Origin of the sequence: Prauserella aidingensis, from assembly GCF_024171865.1 — a bacterium.
Lineage (GTDB): Bacteria > Actinomycetota > Actinomycetes > Mycobacteriales > Pseudonocardiaceae > Prauserella > Prauserella aidingensis.
Genome location: NZ_JAMTCN010000010.1, coordinates 1 through 18,774 on the forward strand (window position 1 = coordinate 1; position 18,774 = coordinate 18,774).

The following is an 18,774-nucleotide window of genomic DNA, read 5'->3' on the forward strand; positions in this document are numbered from 1 at the left end:
ACCGTGGACGCGTTGCTGGCGGAACGGCTGGTGGAGGCGCCGGAGACGGCGTGGCAGCCGGGGAACCTGGCCCAGCGGGCACGTCGGCTGGTGGAGAAGGTCGACCCCGGCGGACAGGCCGAGCGTGCCCGCACGGCGCGTGCAGAACGCCGGGTCGAACTCACCCCGGGTGAGCACGTGATGTCCTCACTCGAAGCGCAGCTACCCGCCGAGGTGGCGGCGGCCTGCTACTCCCGCGTCGACGGAATGGCGCGGTCGCTGCGCCGCAGCGGCGACGGCCGCACCCTCGACCAACTGCGCGCCGACGTGACCGCAGACCTGCTGCTGGGACGCGACCCGGGCGTGGCGCCGTCGGAGGCCACAGCCATGGTGTACCTGCACGTGCCGGTCGACACGGCCCTGACGATCTCCGACCAGGGATGCGAACTCGACGGCTACGGGCCCATCGCGGCCGCGGTTGCGCGGGAGATCATGACCAACTCCCGCAGCATCTGGCGGGCCGTGCTGTGCGACCCCGGCACCGGCGAGCCGGTCGACCTGGGACGCACCCGGCGACGACCCAACGCGACAATCCGCGAGCTTGTGCGGGTGCGGGACCGGGAATGCGTCATGCCCTGGTGCCACCGCCCCGCTCGGCACTGCGACCACGACCACGAACAACCCTGGGCCACCGACGGCGGTGGCGGCGCCACGTCGGTGGCCAACGGCGGCCCACGCTGCCGACGCCACCACCGACTCAAACACCACCCTCGCTGGAACACCCACTACGACCCCATCCACGGCACCACCCGGATAACAACCCCACACGGGGCGACCTACACGGCACACCGCCACCCCGTCCTCACCCCGAAGTCGGGACGACGCCGGCCCACCGTTGTCGGCGTACTCGACCACCGGGTCAGCGCGTCGAGTGGGCGCCGCCGTCGAGATGGAAGTTCTGACCGGTGAGATGCTCCGCGCGCGAGGAGAGCAGGAACTCGGTGAGCCCCACGACGTCCTCGGAAACTCCGGTCCTGCCGAGCATCGTGGCCGCGCGCAGCTCCTCCTCACGCTCAGGCGTCATCGTCCCGGCGAAGAACTCCGTGTCGGCGATGTAACCGGGTGAGATGCAGTTGACGCGGATGTCGCGCGGCCCAGCGCGGCGGCCAGCCCGAGTGCGTAGGAGGCAACCGCAGCCTTGGCCGGGCCGTAGAACCCCACGCTCGCCGAGGCCGACGGCGTCACGCCGGCCGCGATCTCCCAGCGATTGACACGCGCGGAGCGTCAGGGCTGGGTGTCAAGAGAGCCTGGCGAGGACCGCAGCGTCGTCGTGCGCCTCACCGAATCGGGACGCCGGATCGTGGACGACACGGCAGGCGCGATCTTCGCCCACGAGGACGGGCTACTGGCCGTCCTCGACGAACACGAACGCGACACCCTGGCCGGTCTGCTCCACACACTGTGCCTGGCACACACCGGGGACGTGCCGGTCGACCACGTCGGCACGGGGAAACCGAACCCCGAGGCCGACGGGCACGCGTGACGATGGCAGCCGCAGCCGCCCGGGCAGCCCCAGACGGACCACGCGCCTCGCCGCGCGGGCTCCCAGCTCAGCGCGTGATGCCGGCCAGGGCGCGGACCACGGCGATGCACTGATCCTCGACGTAGTCCATGCCCGCCTCGGCGGCGATGTCGCGCGCCTCCGCCGAGACAATGTCCTGCTGCAACCACAACGCCTTCGCGCCGATCTCCGCGGCCTGCCTGGCGACGCCCGCAGCCTCGGCGGAGGGGCGGAACACGTCGACGATGTCCACGGGCGCCGGGACGTCGGCCAGCGTGCGGTAGACCCGCTCCCCCAGCAGCACGTCGGCCGACGGGTGGACCGGAATCACGCGGAAGCCCGCCGACTGCATCGCCGCGGGCACCGAATGGGCCGACTTCGCCGGGTTCCGGCTCAGGCCCACCACGGCGATCGTCGTGGCCTCGGACAGCACCCGCTCGGCGGTCGCGGTGTCGGTCGTCATGCCGCCCAGCCTACGTGGCCGCCCACCGGACGGCCGCCGACGACCGCACGCGGTGCGATGTCACCGTTCCCGCGCGAGGCGTCGTCAGCGGCGGTACCAGCGAGGCGACGTGTTCAACGGCGGGCTGAGTTCGGCGGCCACGACGAGCAGGTTCGGCTCCTCCGAGCGTGTGAACTCGCGCAGCCGCCTCCGGAACGCGCGGCCGAACCCGTCGACCCGGTCGGCGTCGACACCGAACGACTTGGCCAGTCCGACGAAGTCCGGCGTCACGAGGTCGACACCCTCGTGCGGCAGGCCGCCGCGCGTCTGGTCGTAGCGGAGCATGCCGTAGCCGCTGTCGTCGACCACGACCACCGTGAGCGGCAGGGCCTCCTGGATCGCCGTGGCGAGCTCGCCGACGCCGTACAGGAAGCCGCCGTCGCCCGTCACGCACACTGCGCGGCCACCGCCCGCCGCCGCGACTCCGAGCGAGGCGGGAAACCCGAAGCCGAGCGTGCCCCAGCCCATCGGATAGGCCAGCTTGCGCGGCGCCGCGACGCGGTAGAAGCCGCCGATCCAGTACCCGGCGACGCACATGTCCGAGACCAGCACCGCGTCGTCGGGCAGCGTCTCGGACAGTGCGGTCAGCAGCTCCGCGGCCTGTGGTTCCTCCCTGCGGATGCGCCTGCGCACGCGGGTCTCGATGTCGTCGAGTCTGCGCGACAGTTCGGGCAGACCCGCCCGCCGCGGCATGCCCAGCGCCAGGTTCTCGGTGACCTCGCGGGCGTCGCCGGTCAGTTGGAGATCCGGCGGGTAGTTCTTGGCGGCGTCGCCCGCGTCGACGTTGATGGAGATGAGCGTCGGCGGCTTCGGCATGCGCCAGTTCTGCGTCATCATGCCGTCGAAGTCGGTGCCGACGGCGAGCACGACGTCGGCCTCGTCCCACAGCGCGCCGACCTCGGGCGTGTGCACGGGGTTCGACGCGCGGCACGGATGGTCCGGCGGCACGATGCCCCGCGCGGCGTACGTCGTGATGATGGGTGCGGCCAGGGTTTCGGCCAGCTCCCCGAGCGCGTCACCCGCACCCGCACGCAACGCGCCACCACCCGCCCAGATGACCGGCCGTCGGGCCGTGCTCAGCAACTCCCGTGCCTGCAACAGGTCGGCGACGTCGACGCGGTGGATCACCTCCGTCGACTCCGCGGGCAACGGATCGGCCGCCTCCGCGGTGAGGAAGTCCGCGGGAATGCCGACGTACACGGGGCCGCTCTGCGGCCTGCGCGCGAGCCGGCCTGCCCTGCGGATCACGCGCGCGACGTCGTCGGGCGACTCCGCGGTCAGCGCCGCCTTCGTCACCGGGGCGAACATCGCGGCCTGGTCGGACATCTCGTGCAGCGCCCCGCGCACCACGCCCGGGCGGCGCAGGGCGGACGGCACGTCGGTGGCGATCACGACCACCGGGGACGCGGACGCCTGCGCCTCACCGACCGCCGCGAGAGTGTTGGCCGCGCCGGGGCCGGTCGTCACGACCGCCACGCCGAGCCTGCCCGTGGCGCGGGCGTAACCGTCCGCGGCGAACGCGGCCGACTGCTCGTGGCGAACGCCGATCAGCCGGATCCCCCGCTGTGACAACGCATTCCACGCGGGCAGGTTGTGCACTCCGGGCAGCCCGAACGCGCGATCGACCTCGAGCTCGCGCAGTGCGTCCGCGAGCCGTTCGCCTCCCGTGCATCCTCCGGTCGCTGCCACGCCGAGAGGATACGAGTAGGCCTCACGACACCGAGGTGACGGCCTCCTGCGGGGGCGGTGGTGGCGGAGGCGTACCGTTGCCGAACGGCCGTCCGCCCAGTTCCTCCCTGCCGTGCGGCGTCCACCAGCCGGACAGGTCCGGACCCTTCGGCACGATCCGCGTCGGGTTCACCTGCTCGTGCACCTGGTAGTAGTGCCGTTTGATGTGGTCGAAGTCGACGGTGTCGCCGAAGCCGGGCGTCTGGAACAGATCCCGCGCGTAGGCCCACAGCACCGGCAGCTCGGTGAGCTTGTGGCGGTTGCACTTGAAATGCCCGTGGTAGACGGCGTCGAACCGCACCAACGTGGTGAACAGGCGGATGTCGGCCTCGGTGATCGTGTCGCCCACGAGGTAGCGCTGCCGCGAGAGCCGGTCCGACAGTGCGTCGAGCCGCGCGAACAGCCGGTCGTAGGCGTCCTCGTAGGCCGCCTGCTTCGTGGCGAACCCGGCCTCGTAGACGGCTGCGTTGACGTCCCGGTGCACGTCGGCGTTGACGGCGTCGATCTCGTCACGCAACGCCTCCGGATACAGCTCGGGCGCGCCGTCGCGCTGCAGCGCCGTCCACTGGGTGTCGAGGTCGAGTGTGAGCTGCGGGTAGTCGTTGGTGACGAGTTTCCCGCTCGCCGCGTCGACGATCGCCGGCACGCTGATCCCGCCGTCGTAGGCGGGGTCGGCCTTCTCGTACGCCTCGTACAGGAATCCGATGCCGAGCACCGGATCGACACCGCCCGGATCGAGCGTGAATCGCCAACTGCGGGAGTCCTGGATCGGATCGGCCACGGCCAGCGACAGGACGTTCTCCAGCCCCAGCAGCCTGCGCACCACCAGCGCCCTGCTCGCCCACGGGCACGCGCGACTGACGACCAGTCGGTAGCGGCCCGCCTCGACGGGCCAGCCGTCGCGGCCGTCGGCGGTGATACGGGCGGTGAACGCACTGGGCGCGCGGTGGAACTCCCCGGTCTCCGGGTCCGTCGGGATGGTCATGCCCCGACGCTAGTCCGTACCCGCCCACCGCCGCACGGCACGGGCACGGTGAGTGTGCACCGGCCCGTTCCGGGTGTGCGGCACCCGGTGGAAACGCCGATCTCCGGAGCCGTCGGTATGGCCACGGTACGGACATCGGTGCGTACACTCCTGCCACCGCACGCTCCGGGCGGCGGTCCCCGACCCGTGGGAGGTGACACCGATGTCGCTGATGCCCGTGACCGACTCGATGTTTCTCGCGATCGAGTCTCGCGAACACCCCATGCACGTGGGCGGCCTGCAGCTGTTCACGCCGCCCGACGACGCCGGCCCCGAGTACCTGCGCGAGATCCGCGAAACGCTGCTCCAGCGCACCACGGTGCGGGAGGTCTTCCAGCAGCGGCTGCGCAGACCGGTCAACACCGCGGGTTACCTGGCGTGGCAGCGCGATCCCCACCTGGACCTCGACTACCACTTCCGCCACTCGGCGCTGCCCGGCCCCGGCCGCATCCGCGAACTGCTCGAACTCACGTCCCGCTGGCACAGCACCCTGCTCGACCGGCACCGCCCGCTGTGGGAGGTGCATCTCGTCGAAGGGCTCGCCGACGGCCGATTCGCCGTGTACAGCAAGATCCACCACGCGGCGATGGACGGCGTGGCCGCATTGCGTCAGGTGACCGGCGTGCTGTCCGACGATCCGGACGACCGCTCCTGCCCGCCGCCGTGGGGCAAGCGCGAGTCACGGCCGCGCACGCCACGCACGGCCCCGGACCCCATGGACGTGCTGCGGACGGCCACCGGAACAGCGCGGCAGCTCGCGGGTGTCCCCGCCGCGGCACTGTCGGTCGCCAAGGAGGCCTTCCGCGAACGCACCCTCACCCTGCCGCTCGAAGCGCCGCGGACGATGTTCAACGTGCCGGTCGGCGGTGCGCGGCGGTTCGCCGCCCAGTCGTGGCCGTTGGAACGAATCCGGACGGTCGCCTCGGCCGCGGGCGTGACGCGCAACGACGTCGTGCTCGCCATGTGCGGCGGCGCCCTGCGGGAGTACCTGATCGAACGGCACGCGCTGCCCACCGCACCGTTGACGGCGATGGTGCCGGTGTCGATGCGGTCTCCACGTGACGCAGGCGAGTCCTCCGGCAACCAGATCGGCGCGCTGCTGGCGAACCTCGGCACCGACCTGCAGGACGCCGACGAACGACTGGAGACCGTGGCACGGTCCACGGCCGACGCCAAACGTGTGTTCCGCGACCTCACCCCGCTGCAGGCGTTGCTGCTGTCGGCACTGAACGTGGCTCCGCTGGCGGCGAGCCCCGTACCGGGGATCGCCGGGAACACGCGTCCGCCGTTCAACCTGGTGATCTCGAACGTGCCGGGACCACGTAAGCAGATGTACTGGAACGGGGCGCGCCTCGACGGCATCTACCCCGCGTCGGTGCTGCTCGACGGGCAGGCGCTGAACATCACGCTGACCACCTCCGGAGACGACCTCGACGTCGGCATCACCGGCTGCCGCCGCAGCGTTCCGCACCTGCAACGCCTGCTGACACACCTCGACGCGGCGTTGACGGACCTGGAGAAGGCGACCCGCTGAGCCCGAACCCCGGCCACCCACAGTAACCGAACCGGCCGGCCCCTCGCGGTACGCAAGTGCCCCCAAGGGCACCTTGGTCGCATTGAACGCCACCAAAGTGCCCTTGGGGGCGGACGCCCACCGGTGCGCGGCCGCGTCCCCGACCACGGAGCGTCAGGCGATGCCTTCCGGGCTGGCGCCGGTCACCGGGACACCGGCCGCGGTGATGCGGTCGATCTCCGCGAGGTCGTCGGCGGTCAGTTCGAGGTCCGCCGCGCCGACACTGTCGGCGATGTTGCGGGCCCGGCGCGCGCCGACGATCGCCACGTGCACGCCCGGCTGCGCCAGCGTCCAGGCGATCGCGAGCTGGCTGACGCTCGCGTTCTTGCCCGCCGCGAACTCCTTCAGCTCCTCGACCACCGCCACGTTCCGCCGCAGATTCTCGCCCTGGAACGCCGACGACTGCGAGCGCCAGTCCGACGCCTCGAACGTGGCGTCGGCCGTCAGCGCCCCGGTCAGCAGGCCACTGCCCAGCGCGCTGTAGACAAGCACGCCGATGTCGTGTTCCCGCGCGTACGGCAACGGGTCCGTCTCGATGTCCCGGCGCAGCAGGTGGTACGGCGGCTGCAGCGTCTCCACCGGCCGGGTCCGGTCGAACGCCGCGAGCTGTTCGCTGTCGTAATTGGACACTCCCGCGTGGCGGATCTTGCCCTCGTCGACCAGCTCCTGCAGCGCCGACGCCGTCTCCTCGGCCGGAGTCCGCTCGTCGGGCCAGTGCACCTGGTACAGGTCGATGTGGTCGACACCGAGGTGCCGCAGGCTCTGCTCGACGCCGCTGCGCAGGAACTCCCGCGTCGCCTTCCGCGGCCGGTCGGTGCCCGGGTCGATCCCGCCCTTCGTCGCGATGACGACGCTGTCGCGGTCGCGGTCCAGGTCCGGCCGCAGCGCCCTGCCGAGCAGTTCCTCCGACGCACCGAACCCGTACGCCTGCGCCGTGTCGAAGAACGTCACACCCAGCTCGCGTGCCTGCCGGATGGCGTCGATCGCGGCGTCGGCGTCGAACGAACCCCAGTCGCCGCCGATCTGCCACGTCCCGAAGCAGATCCGCGAGACGTCGAGACCGCTCCTGCCCAAAGTGACCGTCTGCATGCCACCAGGATTACCCCGCGAGCAGTGCTCACGCACCGTGAGGTCCTCCACCCCGGTGAACGGGAATACGGGCGGCACCCTCCGACCCCAAAAGAGCTGTTTGACTGTTGTTGTCGGGCGCGCGGAGACTCAGGCCCCGTGACCGACGACGACAGCCTCGACCGCCTGCGGGTCCTCGCCCACCCACTCCGCATGCGTCTGCTCTCACTGCTCACCGGCTCGGCGATGAGCTCGGCCGAAGCCGCCAGGGAACTGGGTGAGAAGCAGGCGAACGTCAGCTATCACCTGCGCAGGTTGCACGCCGCGGGGCTGCTCGAGCCCGCGGGCGACGTGGTGATCCGCGGCGGCCGGGCCAAGCGCTACCGCCACGACCCGGCGAGCGCGGGTCCGTTCCTCGACCGCGAGCCGGAGGAGGAACGGGTCCTGCTCGGCGCCCTCGCCGACGAGCTCCGCCGCAGGTCCTCCCAGCGGGAGCAGGGAGCCGGGTACTCGACCACCGACGCCGAGGTGTGGGTGGACGACCGTGTCTGGCGGCGTGCCCGCGCGCTGGCCGGCGAGCTCGGCGATCTGCTGCACATGCACGCCAAGGCTCCCCGCACCCCTGGCACCCACCGGGTCAGCGCCACGGTCGCGTTGTTCCGGATGCGGCAGCGATGACGGCGACGCCACCGCGGGAGCCCGTGCCGCCGTCCGCACGGGTCACGGCCCCGCTGCGGCTGCCGGACTTCCGCGCTCTGCTCCTCGGCCGCACGTTCGACGAGTTCGCCAACGCCCTCGCGCCGGTGGCGCTGGCCTTCGCCGTCCTGGACCTCACCGGGTCACCCACCCAGCTCGGACTCGTCGTCGGCGCCCGCTCGCTGGCCAGCGTCGTGTTCCTGCTGCTGGCGGGGGTTCTCGCCGACCGGTTCCCGCGCGCGGTGATCCTCCAGGGCACCGGTGCCGCGGCCGCGCTGACCCAGGCGGCGATCGCCGCGAGTGTCCTCGGCGGCTTCGCCGGTGTGCCGCTGCTCGTCGTGCTGAGCCTGCTCAACGGTGCCGTCGCGGCGATCTCGCTGCCCGCCGCGGCGGCACTGACCCCGCAGACCGTGCCGCCGGTACTGCTCACCCAGGCCAACGCGCTCGTCCGGGTCGCGGCCAACAGCGGCCGCATCAGCGGTGCCGCGATCGGCGGCATCCTCGTCGCAGCGGCAGGTCCGGGGTGGACACTCGGCGCGAACGCGGCGCTCTTCGCGCTCTCCGCCCTGGCCTACCGGGGTGTGCACGCGCCCGCGGCAGGCGACGGCACGCACACGGCACCGCTGCGCGAACTCGCCGACGGTTGGCGGGAGTTCACGGCACGCCGGTGGGTGTGGCTGGTCGTGCTGCAGTTCATGGTGGTCAACGCCGTCGTCTCGGGCTGTCTCGTCGTACTGGGGCCGACGATCGCGGACGAGGGTCTGGGCCGCGGCGGGTGGGGTTTCGTCCTCGCCGCCCAGACCGCGGGCGCGTTCGCGGGCGGGTTCCTCGCCGCACGGTGGCGGCCCCGGCACGCACTGCGCGTCGGGGTGGCGGTCACGCTCGTCGAGGCCGTGCCGCTCGTGTTCCTCGCCGAGTTGCCCGAGTTCGTTCCCCTGCTCGCCGTGATGTTCCTGGCGGGCGTCGCACTCGAACAGTTCACCGTCGCGTGGGACGTGTCGCTCCAGGAGAACATCCCGCCCGACCGGCTCGCGCGGGTCTACTCCTACGACATGCTCGGCTCGTTCGTCGCACTGCCGATCGGTGAGGTGGCCGCGGGGCCGCTGGCCGAACAGTTCGGCAGGTCCGCGACCCTGCTCGGCGGCGCGACCCTGCTGACGATCGTCACCCTGCTCACCCTGACGAGCAGGCAGGTGCGCACGCTCCGGCGGCGGCCCGCGGGCGACCCGTCGGCGGGTCAGCTCCCCGAGGGCACGTAGCCCAGCTGTTTGTCCACGACGTTCCGCAGCTCCTGACCGGCGCGCCACCGGCGGAAGTTGTCCGCGAAGACGCCGACCAGCTCGCGCCGCCACCCCACGACGTCGCCCGACATGTGCGGCGAGATCAGCACGTTCTCCATCGTCCACAGCGGATGGTCGGCGGGCAGCGGCTCGGTGTCGAACACGTCGAGTGCGGCGCCGGCGATCGTCTGCGACCGCAGCGCGGCGACGAGATCGTCGGTCACCACCAGCTCGCCGCGGCCGACGTTGACGAACCGCGCGGACGGCTTCATCGCCGCGAAGGCGTCGGCGTCGAACATGTTCTTCGTCTGATCGGTCAGCGGGGCCACGGCGATGACGTAATCGGCGTCGGCCACACACTCGGCGAGCCGGTCGGTCGTGTGCACCGTGCCGAAGTCCGGATCGCCGTCCCGCGCCCGCCTGCCCGCGCCCGACACACGCAGTCCCGCCGCCCGCAGCAGCCGCGCGATCGCCCTGCCGATGGGCCCGGTGCCGACGACCACGGCCGAGGCTCCGCCGATCCGTTCGGTCTCGCGGTGCCGCCAGGTGCGGGCGTCCTGCAGGCGCAGCGAGGTCGGCATGTCCTTGGCGAAAGCGAGCACCTGGCCGAGCACGTACTCGGCGATGGAGTCGTCGAACACCCCGCGCGCGTTCGTGAGCACGACGTCGCTGGACCGCAGTTCGGGGAACATCACCGGGTCCACGCCCGCCGCGGCGATGTGCAGCCACTGCAGCCGGTCGGCGGCATGCCACGCCGACGGCAGCGCCGTGGACAGGAATTGGTACATGAACAGCGCGTCGGCCCCGCGCAGCGCGTCGGCGAGGCCCGCGGCATCGGTGTACCGGACCTCGGCCTCCTGCTCGACGGCAGCCATGTCCGGGGGCGCATCGTCGCCGGTCAGCACGGTCAGTACGGGCTTGCCGGACTCGGTCACCGCATTCACCGTTGACACGCTAGGTGCGGGTCGTATGATTGTCAACAATCCGAGGTTCCCCTCGGGTCGCATCGCCATCACCGAACGGCCGCCACCACCGGTCACCGGCCGTGTCCACCGTGGACCCCACGGACGCCGAGGAGGTGCCTCGTGCCCACGATCGGATTCGTCTACCCGGACCACGCCGCGGAAGACGACTACCCACTGGCCGAACGGATACTCGGCGACGGCACCGCACTGCGCGTCGAGCACATCTACGGCACGGATCTGCACGCCGTGCCCGAGCTGCTCGACCTCGGCTCCCCCGCACGCCTGTCGGACGGTGCCGCACTGCTGGCGAAGCACGCGCCCGACGCCGTCGTCTGGGCCTGCACCAGCGGCAGTTTCGTCTACGGCTGGGACGGCGCCGCCGAGCAGGTCGCCGGACTGTCGGAGGCGGCGGGCGGGCTCCCCGCGTCGAGCACGTCCCTGGCGTTCGTCCACGCCGCGCAGACGCTCGGGGTGCGCACGGTCGCCGTCGCAGCGAGCTACCCCGACGACGTCGCGAGGCTGTTCGCCGACTTCCTCGGCCGCGCCGGCATCGAGGTCGTGTCGGCGTCGGCCGCCGACATCGACACCGCCGCCGAGGTCGGGAACCTGCCCGCCGAACGGGTCGTCGACCTGGCCGTGCGCCACGACCACCCGGACGCCGACGCGCTGCTGATCCCCGACACCGCGATGCGCACCCTCGCGCTCGTCGACGACCTCGAACACCGGCTGGGCAAACCCGTACTCACCGCCAACCAGGTCACCGTGTGGGAAGGTCTGCGGATCGCGGGCGCCACCGGCACCTACGACGGACTGGGCACCCTGCTGCGCACGGGCAGGCGCCGATGATCGCCGACATCGAACCGGTCAACCGGGAATCCACCGCCGCCATCATCGCCCGCAGGCTGCGGGAAGCGATCATGGCGGGAACGCTGGCACCGGGCATGCAGCTCGGCGAGGCGGAACTCGCATCCCGGTTCCAGGTCTCCCGCGGCCCGCTGCGTGAGGCGATGCAGCGGCTCGTGTCCGAAGGGCTGCTGCGCAGTGAACGGCACCGCGGCCTGTTCGTCGTCGACCTCGGCCCCGGGGACATCCGGGACGTCTACCTCGCACGCTCGGCGGTCGAACGCGCGGCGGCGACGCTGGTCGTGCGCGCGCCCGACCGGGACGCGATCGCCGACACCCTGGCAGAGGCCGTGGCCGGGATGGCCGACGCCGACGCCGAGGGCGATCCGACCGCACTGTCCGAAGCGGACCTGCGGTTCCACGAGGCGCTCATCGACGCCTCCGGCAGCCCACGGCTGCGTCGCATGGCCCGCACACTGATGATCGAGACACGCATGTGCCTGACGGAACTGCAGCGCACCTACCCGACCGACGACTACGAGACCGACGAGCGCGTCGCCGAGCACCACGCGATCATCGCGGCGCTGCGCGCGGGCGACGAAGCGACGTTGCTGCGCCTGCTCGACGAGCACATGGCCGACGCCGTGAAACGGCTCGCGCCCGACGACCGCGCCGCCGAGACCGGCGGAGCTTGACCGGCCGAGCCCGACCGGCGGAGCTCGACCGGGTCAGCCGACCCCGCGCGCGTTGCGGCACAGGTAGGTCATCGCGGGTGGCAGGTTCCGCCACACCGGCGCCTGCGCCTCGACGTCCTCGAACACGGCCTCGACCTCGGCGCGGAACCGCTTCGAGCCGGGAATCCGCGCGGCGTGGACGTAGGCGAACGTCGTGAACACCGCGTGCGGCGCCATGGCCGTGGCGATCTCGCCGAGGATCCGGCGCTGCAGCTCCACGGGGAACAGCGACCACGGCAGGCCGCACAGCACGGCGTCGACGCTGCTCACGCCACGGTCGGCCAGGATCTTGCCCAGCTCCGCGGCGTCGCCGTTCACGACCTCGACGCCGGGGTTCCCGCGTTCCAGGTGGCCCGCCATCCGCTCGTCGCGCTCGATGGCGATGTAGCGGCCGCCGCCGGCCACGCGCTCGCGCGCCACCCGGGTGAACGCGCCGGTACCGGCGCCGATCTCCACGACCGTCGGCGTGGCGACCGTGTCGGGCACGGCCGACGCCATCCGCGCGGCGAGCGCGCGGGAACTCGGCGCGGCGGCGCCGACGGACTTCGGGTTGCGGACGGCGGCCGCGACGAACGGCGGCAGCGAGCGCTTCAAACCATCGAGCATGACCACACCATCCGTGACAACCTCGGCCTTCCGCTTCGTGTCAAAGGTCACATCCGGGCCCGGCCAGCGCAGAGGTGGCCGAAACGATCCGGACGGACCGGGAGAGCATAGCGGCAGCCGGCGCACCGCAGGACGCACGCCACCGTCCCACCCGTTTCCGAGGCCCGGCGCGCACGCCCGGTGTCTCAGCAGGTGGTCACAGGCCACCGACCGCGATGTACTTGGTCTCGAGGAACTCGTCGATACCCACGGTGCCGCCCTCACGGCCGAGCCCGGACTGCTTGACGCCGCCGAACGGCGCGGCCGGGTTCGACACGACGCCCTGGTTCAGGCCGACCATGCCGGTCTCCATCCGCTCGCTGACGCGGAGCGCGCGGGTGATGTTCTGGGTGTAGACGTAGCCGACGAGGCCGAACTCGGTGTCGTTGGCCGCCGCGAGCGCTTCGTCCTCCGTCTCGAACGTCGAGATCGGCGCCACCGGGCCGAAGATCTCCTCCGAGGTCATCCTGGCCTCGCGCGGCACCCCCGTCAGCACGGTCGGCTGGTAGAAGTTGCCAGGACCGTCCACAGTGGCCCCTCCGGTGAGCACCGTCGCGCCCCGCTGCGCCGCTTCGCCCACGAGCTCCGAGACCTTGTCGATCGCGGCCGTGTCGATCAGCGGACCCACCACGACGCCGTCCTCGGTCCCACGGCCGATGGGCAGCGCCTCCATCCGCTCGGTGAGCTTGCGGGAGAACTCGTCGGCCACCGAGCTGTGCACGTAGAACCGGTTGGCGGCCGTGCAGGCCTCGCCGATGTTGCGCATCTTCGCCTGCATCGCACCGTCGACGGCCGCGTCGAGGTCGGCGTCCTCGAACACGAGGAACGGCGCGTTGCCACCCAGTTCCATGGACGTGCGCATCACCGTGTCGGCGCACTGTTCGAGCAGCTTGCGGCCGACCCCCGTGGACCCGGTGAACGACAGCTTCCGCGCACGCCCGTCGCGGATCATCGGCTCCATGACGCCGCCCGCCTGCGTGGTCGTGACGACGTTGAGCACGCCGTCCGGCAGCCCCGCCTCGGCGAGGATGCCGGCGAGCGCCAGCATCGACAGCGGCGTCTGCGCGGCCGGCTTGATGACCATGGTGCAGCCCGCGGCCACGGCCGGGCCGATCTTCCGCGTGCCCATCGCCATGGGGAAGTTCCACGGGGTGATCAGCAGGCACGGGCCGACCGGCTGGTTGGTGACGAGGAACCGCCCGCTGCCGTTGGGTGCGACCGCGTAGCCGCCGTCGATCCGCACCGCTTCCTCGGCGAACCAGCGGAAGAACTCGGCCGCGTAGGCGATCTCGCCCTTGGCCTCGGCGAGCGGTTTGCCCATCTCGAGCGTCATCAGCAGGCCGAGTTCGTCCTGGCGCGCCATGAGCTTCTCGTAGGCGCGCCGGAGGATCTCGCCGCGCTCGCGCGGCGGGTGCGCGGCCCAGTCGGCCTGCGCGGCGGTCGCGGCCTCGAGCGCGGTGATGCCGTCCTGCGGCGACGCGTCGGCGACCGCGCACAGCACCTCCCCCGTCGCCGGGTCGTGGACGTCGAACGTCGCGTTCCCGGCAGCAGGGGCCCACTTGCCGCCGATGAACAGTTCCTTGTTCACCGCCGAGACGACGTCGGCTTCACTGACCGTGCTCATGCCACAGCTCCCAAGTTCGTCGAAGATCCCGCTCGCGGTCGGGTTCCCGGTCCGCGCGCAGCCGACCCATGACCACCCCGCCTCCTCCGGAGGCGCGCGAACCCGGCACCTGCGGACGAGGCGTCGTTGCGCCGCCTGCACGGCTATGCTACGAACATTGTTGACAATCTACAACCCCGTCGGGCGGCGGGCCCCGAACCCGGAACCGCGCCCCGACGGCGCCGGGTTCGAGCCTGGACCGGGACCACTGTGTCCGGCAACCGGTGACACCGACGCCGGTCGAGGTCAGCCCCCGGAACCCGAGAAGGAGCCGCAGTCATGGCCACGCTGTCCCCACTGCTCAAGCAGGCGACCCCGGTCGTCGTCGACCACGGCGAAGGCGCATACCTCTACGACACCGACGGCCGCAGGCACCTCGACTTCACCGCGGGCATCGGTGTCACCAGCACCGGCCACTGCCACCCGCGCGTGGTGGCCGCGGCGCAGGAACAGGTCGGCAAACTCGTCCACGGCCAGTACACGACCGTGATGCACAAACCACTGCTCGAGCTGTCGGAGCGACTCGGCGACGTGCTGCCCGCGGGTCTCGACTCGCTGTTCTTCGCCAACTCCGGCAGCGAAGCCGTCGAGGCCGCGTTGCGGTTGGCCCGGCAGGCCACCGGCAGGCCCAACGTCGTGGTGTTCCAGGGCGGCTTCCACGGCCGCACGGTCGCCACCGCCACCATGACCACGTCCGGCACGCGGTTCAGCGCGGGCATCTCCCCGCTGATGGGCGGCGTGCACATGGCGCCGTTCCCGTTCGCCTACCACTACGGGTGGGACGAGAAGACGGCCACCGACTTCGCCCTGCGCGAGCTCGACTACCTCTTCGCCACCGCGACCGCACCGGGCGAGACCGCGGCGTTCGTCATCGAGCCGATGCTCGGCGAAGGCGGCTACGTCCCCGCGAACCCGGAGTTCATGGCGGGCCTCCGTGAGCGCGCCGACGAGCACGGCATCCTGCTCGTGGTCGACGAGATCCAGACCGGATTCGGCCGCACCGGCAAGTTCTGGGGACACGACCACTTCGACGTCCGGCCCGACGTGATCACGATCGCCAAGGGGCTGGCGAGCGGCTTCCCGCTGTCGGGCGTCGCCGCGTCGGCGGACCTGATGGCGAAGGCGTTCCCGGGCTCGCAGGGCGGCACCTACGGCGGCAACGCCGTGTCGTGTGCGGCGGCCGTCGCGACCCTCGACGTCATCCGCGACGAGAACCTCGTCGCCAACGCCGCCGAGCGGGGCGAGCAGCTGCTCGCGGGCGCACGGGCGGTCGCCGACAAGACCCCCGCGATCGGTGACGTGCGCGGCCTCGGCCTGCTCGTCGGCTCCGAGTTCACGACCGCCGACGGCAAGCCGGACAACACCACGGCGCAGGCGGCGCAGAAGCTCGCGGCCGAGCGTGGCCTGCTGATGCTCACCTGCGGCGCGTACATGAACGTCGTGCGCATGATCCCGCCGCTCGTCGTCACCGCGGAGCAGATCGACGAGGCACTGGAGATCTGGTCCGGAGTCGTCGCCGAAGTGACGAAGTGACGGTGGCCGCGGAATGAGCAGGTACATCACGATCACGCTCGACAAGCGCGGCGTGTCCTGCCGCGCGCGCCTGCTCGAGGACGAGGCGCCACGGACGTGCCGGGCCGTGTGGGACGCGTTGCCGCAGAGCGGCGCCGCGTATCACGCGAAGTACGCCCGGAACGAGATCTACACGCTCGTGCCGCCGCTGCCCGAGCCGAAGCCGGGACGGGAGAACCCGACGGTCACCCCGATCCCCGGCGACGTCTGCTACTTCGGCTTCGAACCGTGGGAGATCGGCAACCCGGCCTACGGCTACGACGCCGACAGCGAAGCGCACAACGACCGGGGCGCCACCGATCTGGCGATCTTCTACGGCCGTAACAACCTGCTGATCAACGGCGACGCGGGCTGGGTGCCCGGCAACGTGTTCGCCACGATCGAGGAAGGACTCGACGCGATGGCGGAGGCCGCACAGGACATGTGGCTACGGGGCGTCGAGGGCGAGACGATGACGTACGCGCGCGCCTGACACGCGCGGGGAAACCGACGGTCGGGGCGGGCATGCCGAGCGGCGTGCCCGCCCCGACGCATGTTCGCCCCGACGTGCATCCGGCGGTGCTCCCCACCCGGCGTTCCCTCGAACGGGTGGTTCGGCCGAACTCACTCGACGTGATCTTGTGGTCACCCTTTCAGGGAGGCAACCCACCCCGGTTGCGAGTCAAGATCATTGTTACCGAACGTGACCGCGGGTGTTGTCACCACGCACCGTGACACCACCTGCCGTCCGCCCCGACCGCACGAAAACACGAAAGCCTTACATGTTTAAACTGAAGGGATTTCGCATTCGAGGTCGAGGGGTCCCGGCGCGTTTTGACACCGGACCGCGGCGCTGAAAACGTTGCCGTGCTTTCGAAAGCAACGTGTGCGTCGCGAACACACGGCTGTCAACGAATCACTCCAGAAACGAAGGAGCCCCTCGAAATGCAGCACGTCACCATGCACGCCGGCGACATCATCACGTCCGTTCTGGCGAACCTCTCCCACCTGCTCGGCTGGCTGGTCTGAGCCACTCGAAGAAACACCGAGAGTGACCGAGGGGCCGGTATCGTTGGCGCGGACCGGCCCCTTCGTCTCGCTCGTCGGAGCGCCGGCCCGGTGGCATCTCCCCGGGTCGGCGTTCCGCCGCAGGCCGCGATCGCCGTGGACCGAGTTCGCCGCAGATTGCGGTCGCCGTAGGCCGCGGCCCTGTGTCCCTGCGCTGCCTCGGCGGTAACCTGCAGGCGACTCGGAGCGGAGGTGCCCATGGACGCGGATGTCATCGTCGTCGGCGCGGGACTGGCCGGACTGGTCGCGACGGCCACTCTGGCCGACGCGGGCAAGCGCGTCATCGTCGTCGAACAGGAACCCGAGGCATCCCTCGGCGGGCAGGCCTTCTGGTCGTTCGGCGGCCTGTTCCTCGTGGACAGCCCGGAGCAGCGCAGGCTCGGCGTCCGCGACTCCCACGACCTCGCCTGGCAGGACTGGCTCGGCACGGCCGGGTTCGACCGCGAGGAGGACTCCTGGCCACGCCGCTGGGCCGAGGCCTACGTCGACTTCGCCGCGGGCGAGAAGCGGGCCTGGCTCGCCGCGATGGGGGTCAAGTTCTTCCCGGTCGTCGGTTGGGCCGAACGCGGCGGATACGGCGCCGTCGGCCACGGCAACTCCGTTCCCCGCTTCCACATCACCTGGGGCACCGGCCCCGGCGTCCTCGACCCGTTCGTGCGGCGCGTCCGGGACGCCGTCGACCGCGGCCTGGTCGAATTGCGATTCCGGCACCGCGTCGACGAGCTGACGACGTCGGCGGGCGCCGTGGACGGCGTGAGCGGATCGGTACTGGCGTCCAGCGACGTCGCCCGCGGAGAGAGCAGTTCCCGCGAGGTCACCGGCGAGTTCGCACTGCGCGCCCCAGCGGTCCTCGTGGCCAGTGGCGGTATCGGCGGCAACCACGAGCTCATCCGCAAGAACTGGCCCGACCGCCTCGGTGAGGCGCCGCGTTCGATGCTCTCCGGCGTCCCCGAACACGTCGACGGCCGCATGCTCGGCATCAGCGAGGCCGCGGGCGCGCACCTGATCAACCGCGACCGCATGTGGCACTACGTCGAGGGCATCGACAACCACTCCCCCGTCTGGCCGCAGCACGGCATCCGCATCCTGCCGGGGCCGTCGTCGCTGTGGTTCGACGCGACCGGCGAGCGCCTGCCCGTGCCGCTGTTCCCTGGCTTCGACACGCTCGGCACGCTGGCGCACCTGCGCCGCACCGGGCACGACCACTCGTGGTTCGTGCTGACGCAGAAGATCGTCGAGCGGGAGTTCGCACTGTCGGGTTCCGAGCAGAATCCCGATCTGACCGGCAAGGATCTGCGGATGACGCTGCAGCGCGTCAAGCCGGGTCCGCCCGGCCCGGTGCAGGCGTTCCTCGACAAGGGGCCCGACTTCGTCGTCGCCGACAACCTCGCCGACCTCGTGCGTGGCATGAACGCCAAGACCGACGAGGACCTGCTGTCGGTGGAGGCGATCCGCCACGAGGTCGTGGCCCGCGACCGCGAGATCGGCAACGAGTTCACGAAGGACATGCAGGTCACGGCACTGCGCGGGGCCCGGAAGTTCCGCGGCGACAAGCTCATTCGTGTCGCCTCGCCGCACCGGATGCTCGACCCGAAGGCGGGCCCGCTCATCGCGGTGAAACTCCACGTGCTGAGCCGGAAGACGCTCGGCGGACTGGAGACCGACCTCGACGGCCGCGTGCTGGCCGACTCCGGGGAGCCGGTGCCCGGTCTGTACGCCGCGGGCGAGGCGTCCGGTTTCGGCGGCGGCGGGATGCACGGCTACCGCTCGCTGGAGGGCACGTTCCTCGGCGGCTGCCTGTTCACCGGCAGGCGCGCGGGCCAGGCCCTCGCTGCGGCGGGCTGAACGAGCCGGCCGCGGGTCGGCCGCCGGCGGGCGCTCGGCGGCAGCGCCC

General features: G+C 71.5%; 18 protein-coding genes. 10 read left to right on the forward strand and 8 right to left on the reverse strand.

What is annotated here, in order from left to right; all coding sequences use genetic code 11:
- On the forward strand, positions 1–948 hold a 948-nt coding region (locus tag LY13_RS12490), incomplete at its 5' end, for an HNH endonuclease signature motif containing protein (RefSeq protein ID WP_253828569.1).
- Here the strand turns inward: LY13_RS12490 and LY13_RS25660 are convergent.
- Positions 899–1,267, reverse strand: a complete 369-nt coding sequence (locus tag LY13_RS25660) for an SDR family oxidoreductase (RefSeq protein ID WP_308216324.1) — start codon at positions 1,265–1,267, stop codon at positions 899–901. The two genes, LY13_RS12490 and LY13_RS25660, sit on opposite strands and share 50 nt — an antisense overlap.
- A gap of 6 nt (positions 1,268–1,273) precedes the next feature.
- Here LY13_RS25660 and LY13_RS12500 point away from each other — a divergent pair, with 6 nt between their 5' ends.
- On the forward strand, positions 1,274–1,522 hold the full coding sequence (locus LY13_RS12500; RefSeq protein ID WP_253828570.1) for a winged helix DNA-binding protein: 249 nt from the start codon (positions 1,274–1,276) through the stop codon (positions 1,520–1,522).
- Positions 1,523–1,589: 67 nt separating this feature from the next.
- On the opposite strand, the gene LY13_RS12505 is transcribed toward LY13_RS12500, so the two are convergent.
- The 3 genes from LY13_RS12505 to LY13_RS12515 form a co-directional block, all read right to left on the reverse strand.
- Positions 1,590–2,003, reverse strand: a complete 414-nt coding sequence (locus LY13_RS12505) for a CoA-binding protein (protein ID WP_253828571.1) — start codon at positions 2,001–2,003, stop codon at positions 1,590–1,592.
- An 84-nt stretch (positions 2,004–2,087) separates the two neighbouring features.
- Positions 2,088–3,731, reverse strand: coding sequence for a thiamine pyrophosphate-binding protein (locus tag LY13_RS12510; RefSeq protein ID WP_308216322.1), 1,644 nt, complete (start codon positions 3,729–3,731; stop codon positions 2,088–2,090).
- 22 nt (positions 3,732–3,753) lie between these two features.
- On the reverse strand, positions 3,754–4,755 hold the full coding sequence (locus LY13_RS12515; protein WP_253828572.1) for a glutathione S-transferase family protein: 1,002 nt from the start codon (positions 4,753–4,755) through the stop codon (positions 3,754–3,756).
- A 202-nt stretch (positions 4,756–4,957) separates the two neighbouring features.
- Here LY13_RS12515 and LY13_RS12520 point away from each other — a divergent pair, with 202 nt between their 5' ends.
- The gene (locus LY13_RS12520; protein WP_253828573.1) at positions 4,958–6,328 is read left to right on the forward strand and encodes a WS/DGAT/MGAT family O-acyltransferase; all 1,371 of its coding nucleotides are present in this window, start codon (positions 4,958–4,960) and stop codon (positions 6,326–6,328) included.
- A gap of 153 nt (positions 6,329–6,481) precedes the next feature.
- Here the strand turns inward: LY13_RS12520 and LY13_RS12525 are convergent, their stop codons facing one another.
- The gene (locus tag LY13_RS12525; protein WP_253828574.1) at positions 6,482–7,456 is read right to left on the reverse strand and encodes an aldo/keto reductase; all 975 of its coding nucleotides are present in this window, start codon (positions 7,454–7,456) and stop codon (positions 6,482–6,484) included.
- Between the two features lie 138 nt (positions 7,457–7,594).
- Between LY13_RS12525 and LY13_RS12530 the strand changes: the two genes are divergently transcribed.
- On the forward strand, positions 7,595–8,113 hold the full coding sequence (locus LY13_RS12530; protein ID WP_253828575.1) for a helix-turn-helix domain-containing protein: 519 nt from the start codon (positions 7,595–7,597) through the stop codon (positions 8,111–8,113).
- Positions 8,110–9,390, forward strand: coding sequence for an MFS transporter (locus tag LY13_RS12535; protein ID WP_253828576.1), 1,281 nt, complete (start codon positions 8,110–8,112; stop codon positions 9,388–9,390). Before LY13_RS12530 ends, LY13_RS12535 begins: the two co-directional genes overlap by 4 nt.
- On the opposite strand, the gene LY13_RS12540 is transcribed toward LY13_RS12535, so the two are convergent.
- Positions 9,369–10,286: a D-2-hydroxyacid dehydrogenase gene (locus LY13_RS12540; protein ID WP_253828681.1), complete on the reverse strand. Its 918-nt coding sequence runs from the start codon at positions 10,284–10,286 to the stop codon at positions 9,369–9,371. The genes LY13_RS12535 and LY13_RS12540 overlap by 22 nt on opposite strands.
- 210 nt (positions 10,287–10,496) lie before the next feature.
- Here LY13_RS12540 and LY13_RS12545 point away from each other — a divergent pair, with 210 nt between their 5' ends.
- Complete coding sequence (locus LY13_RS12545; RefSeq protein WP_253828577.1) at positions 10,497–11,222, forward strand: maleate cis-trans isomerase family protein; 726 nt, start codon at positions 10,497–10,499, stop codon at positions 11,220–11,222.
- On the forward strand, positions 11,219–11,914 hold the full coding sequence (locus LY13_RS12550) for a GntR family transcriptional regulator (protein WP_253828578.1): 696 nt from the start codon (positions 11,219–11,221) through the stop codon (positions 11,912–11,914). The genes LY13_RS12545 and LY13_RS12550 overlap by 4 nt, the downstream gene beginning before the upstream one ends.
- Before the next feature lie 33 nt (positions 11,915–11,947).
- On the opposite strand, the gene LY13_RS12555 is transcribed toward LY13_RS12550, so the two are convergent.
- Both LY13_RS12555 and LY13_RS12560 read right to left on the reverse strand, forming a co-directional pair.
- The gene (locus LY13_RS12555; protein WP_253828579.1) at positions 11,948–12,559 is read right to left on the reverse strand and encodes a class I SAM-dependent methyltransferase; all 612 of its coding nucleotides are present in this window, start codon (positions 12,557–12,559) and stop codon (positions 11,948–11,950) included.
- Positions 12,560–12,755: 196 nt separating this feature from the next.
- Positions 12,756–14,222, reverse strand: coding sequence for an NAD-dependent succinate-semialdehyde dehydrogenase (locus LY13_RS12560; protein ID WP_253828580.1), 1,467 nt, complete (start codon positions 14,220–14,222; stop codon positions 12,756–12,758).
- 318 nt (positions 14,223–14,540) lie between these two features.
- Between LY13_RS12560 and LY13_RS12565 the strand changes: the two genes are divergently transcribed.
- The 3 genes from LY13_RS12565 (at position 14,541) to LY13_RS12575 (ending at position 18,725) form a co-directional block, all read left to right on the forward strand.
- Entirely contained in the window at positions 14,541–15,794 is a 1,254-nt protein-coding gene (locus LY13_RS12565; protein WP_253828581.1) for an aspartate aminotransferase family protein, read from the forward strand.
- Positions 15,795–15,807: 13 nt separating this feature from the next.
- A complete protein-coding gene (locus tag LY13_RS12570; protein WP_253828582.1) occupies positions 15,808–16,305 on the forward strand; it encodes a DUF3830 family protein in 498 nt (165 codons plus the stop codon).
- Between the two features lie 773 nt (positions 16,306–17,078).
- Positions 17,079–18,725, forward strand: a complete 1,647-nt coding sequence (locus LY13_RS12575; protein WP_253828583.1) for an FAD-binding dehydrogenase — start codon at positions 17,079–17,081, stop codon at positions 18,723–18,725.
- Positions 18,726–18,774: the final 49 nt, after the last annotated feature.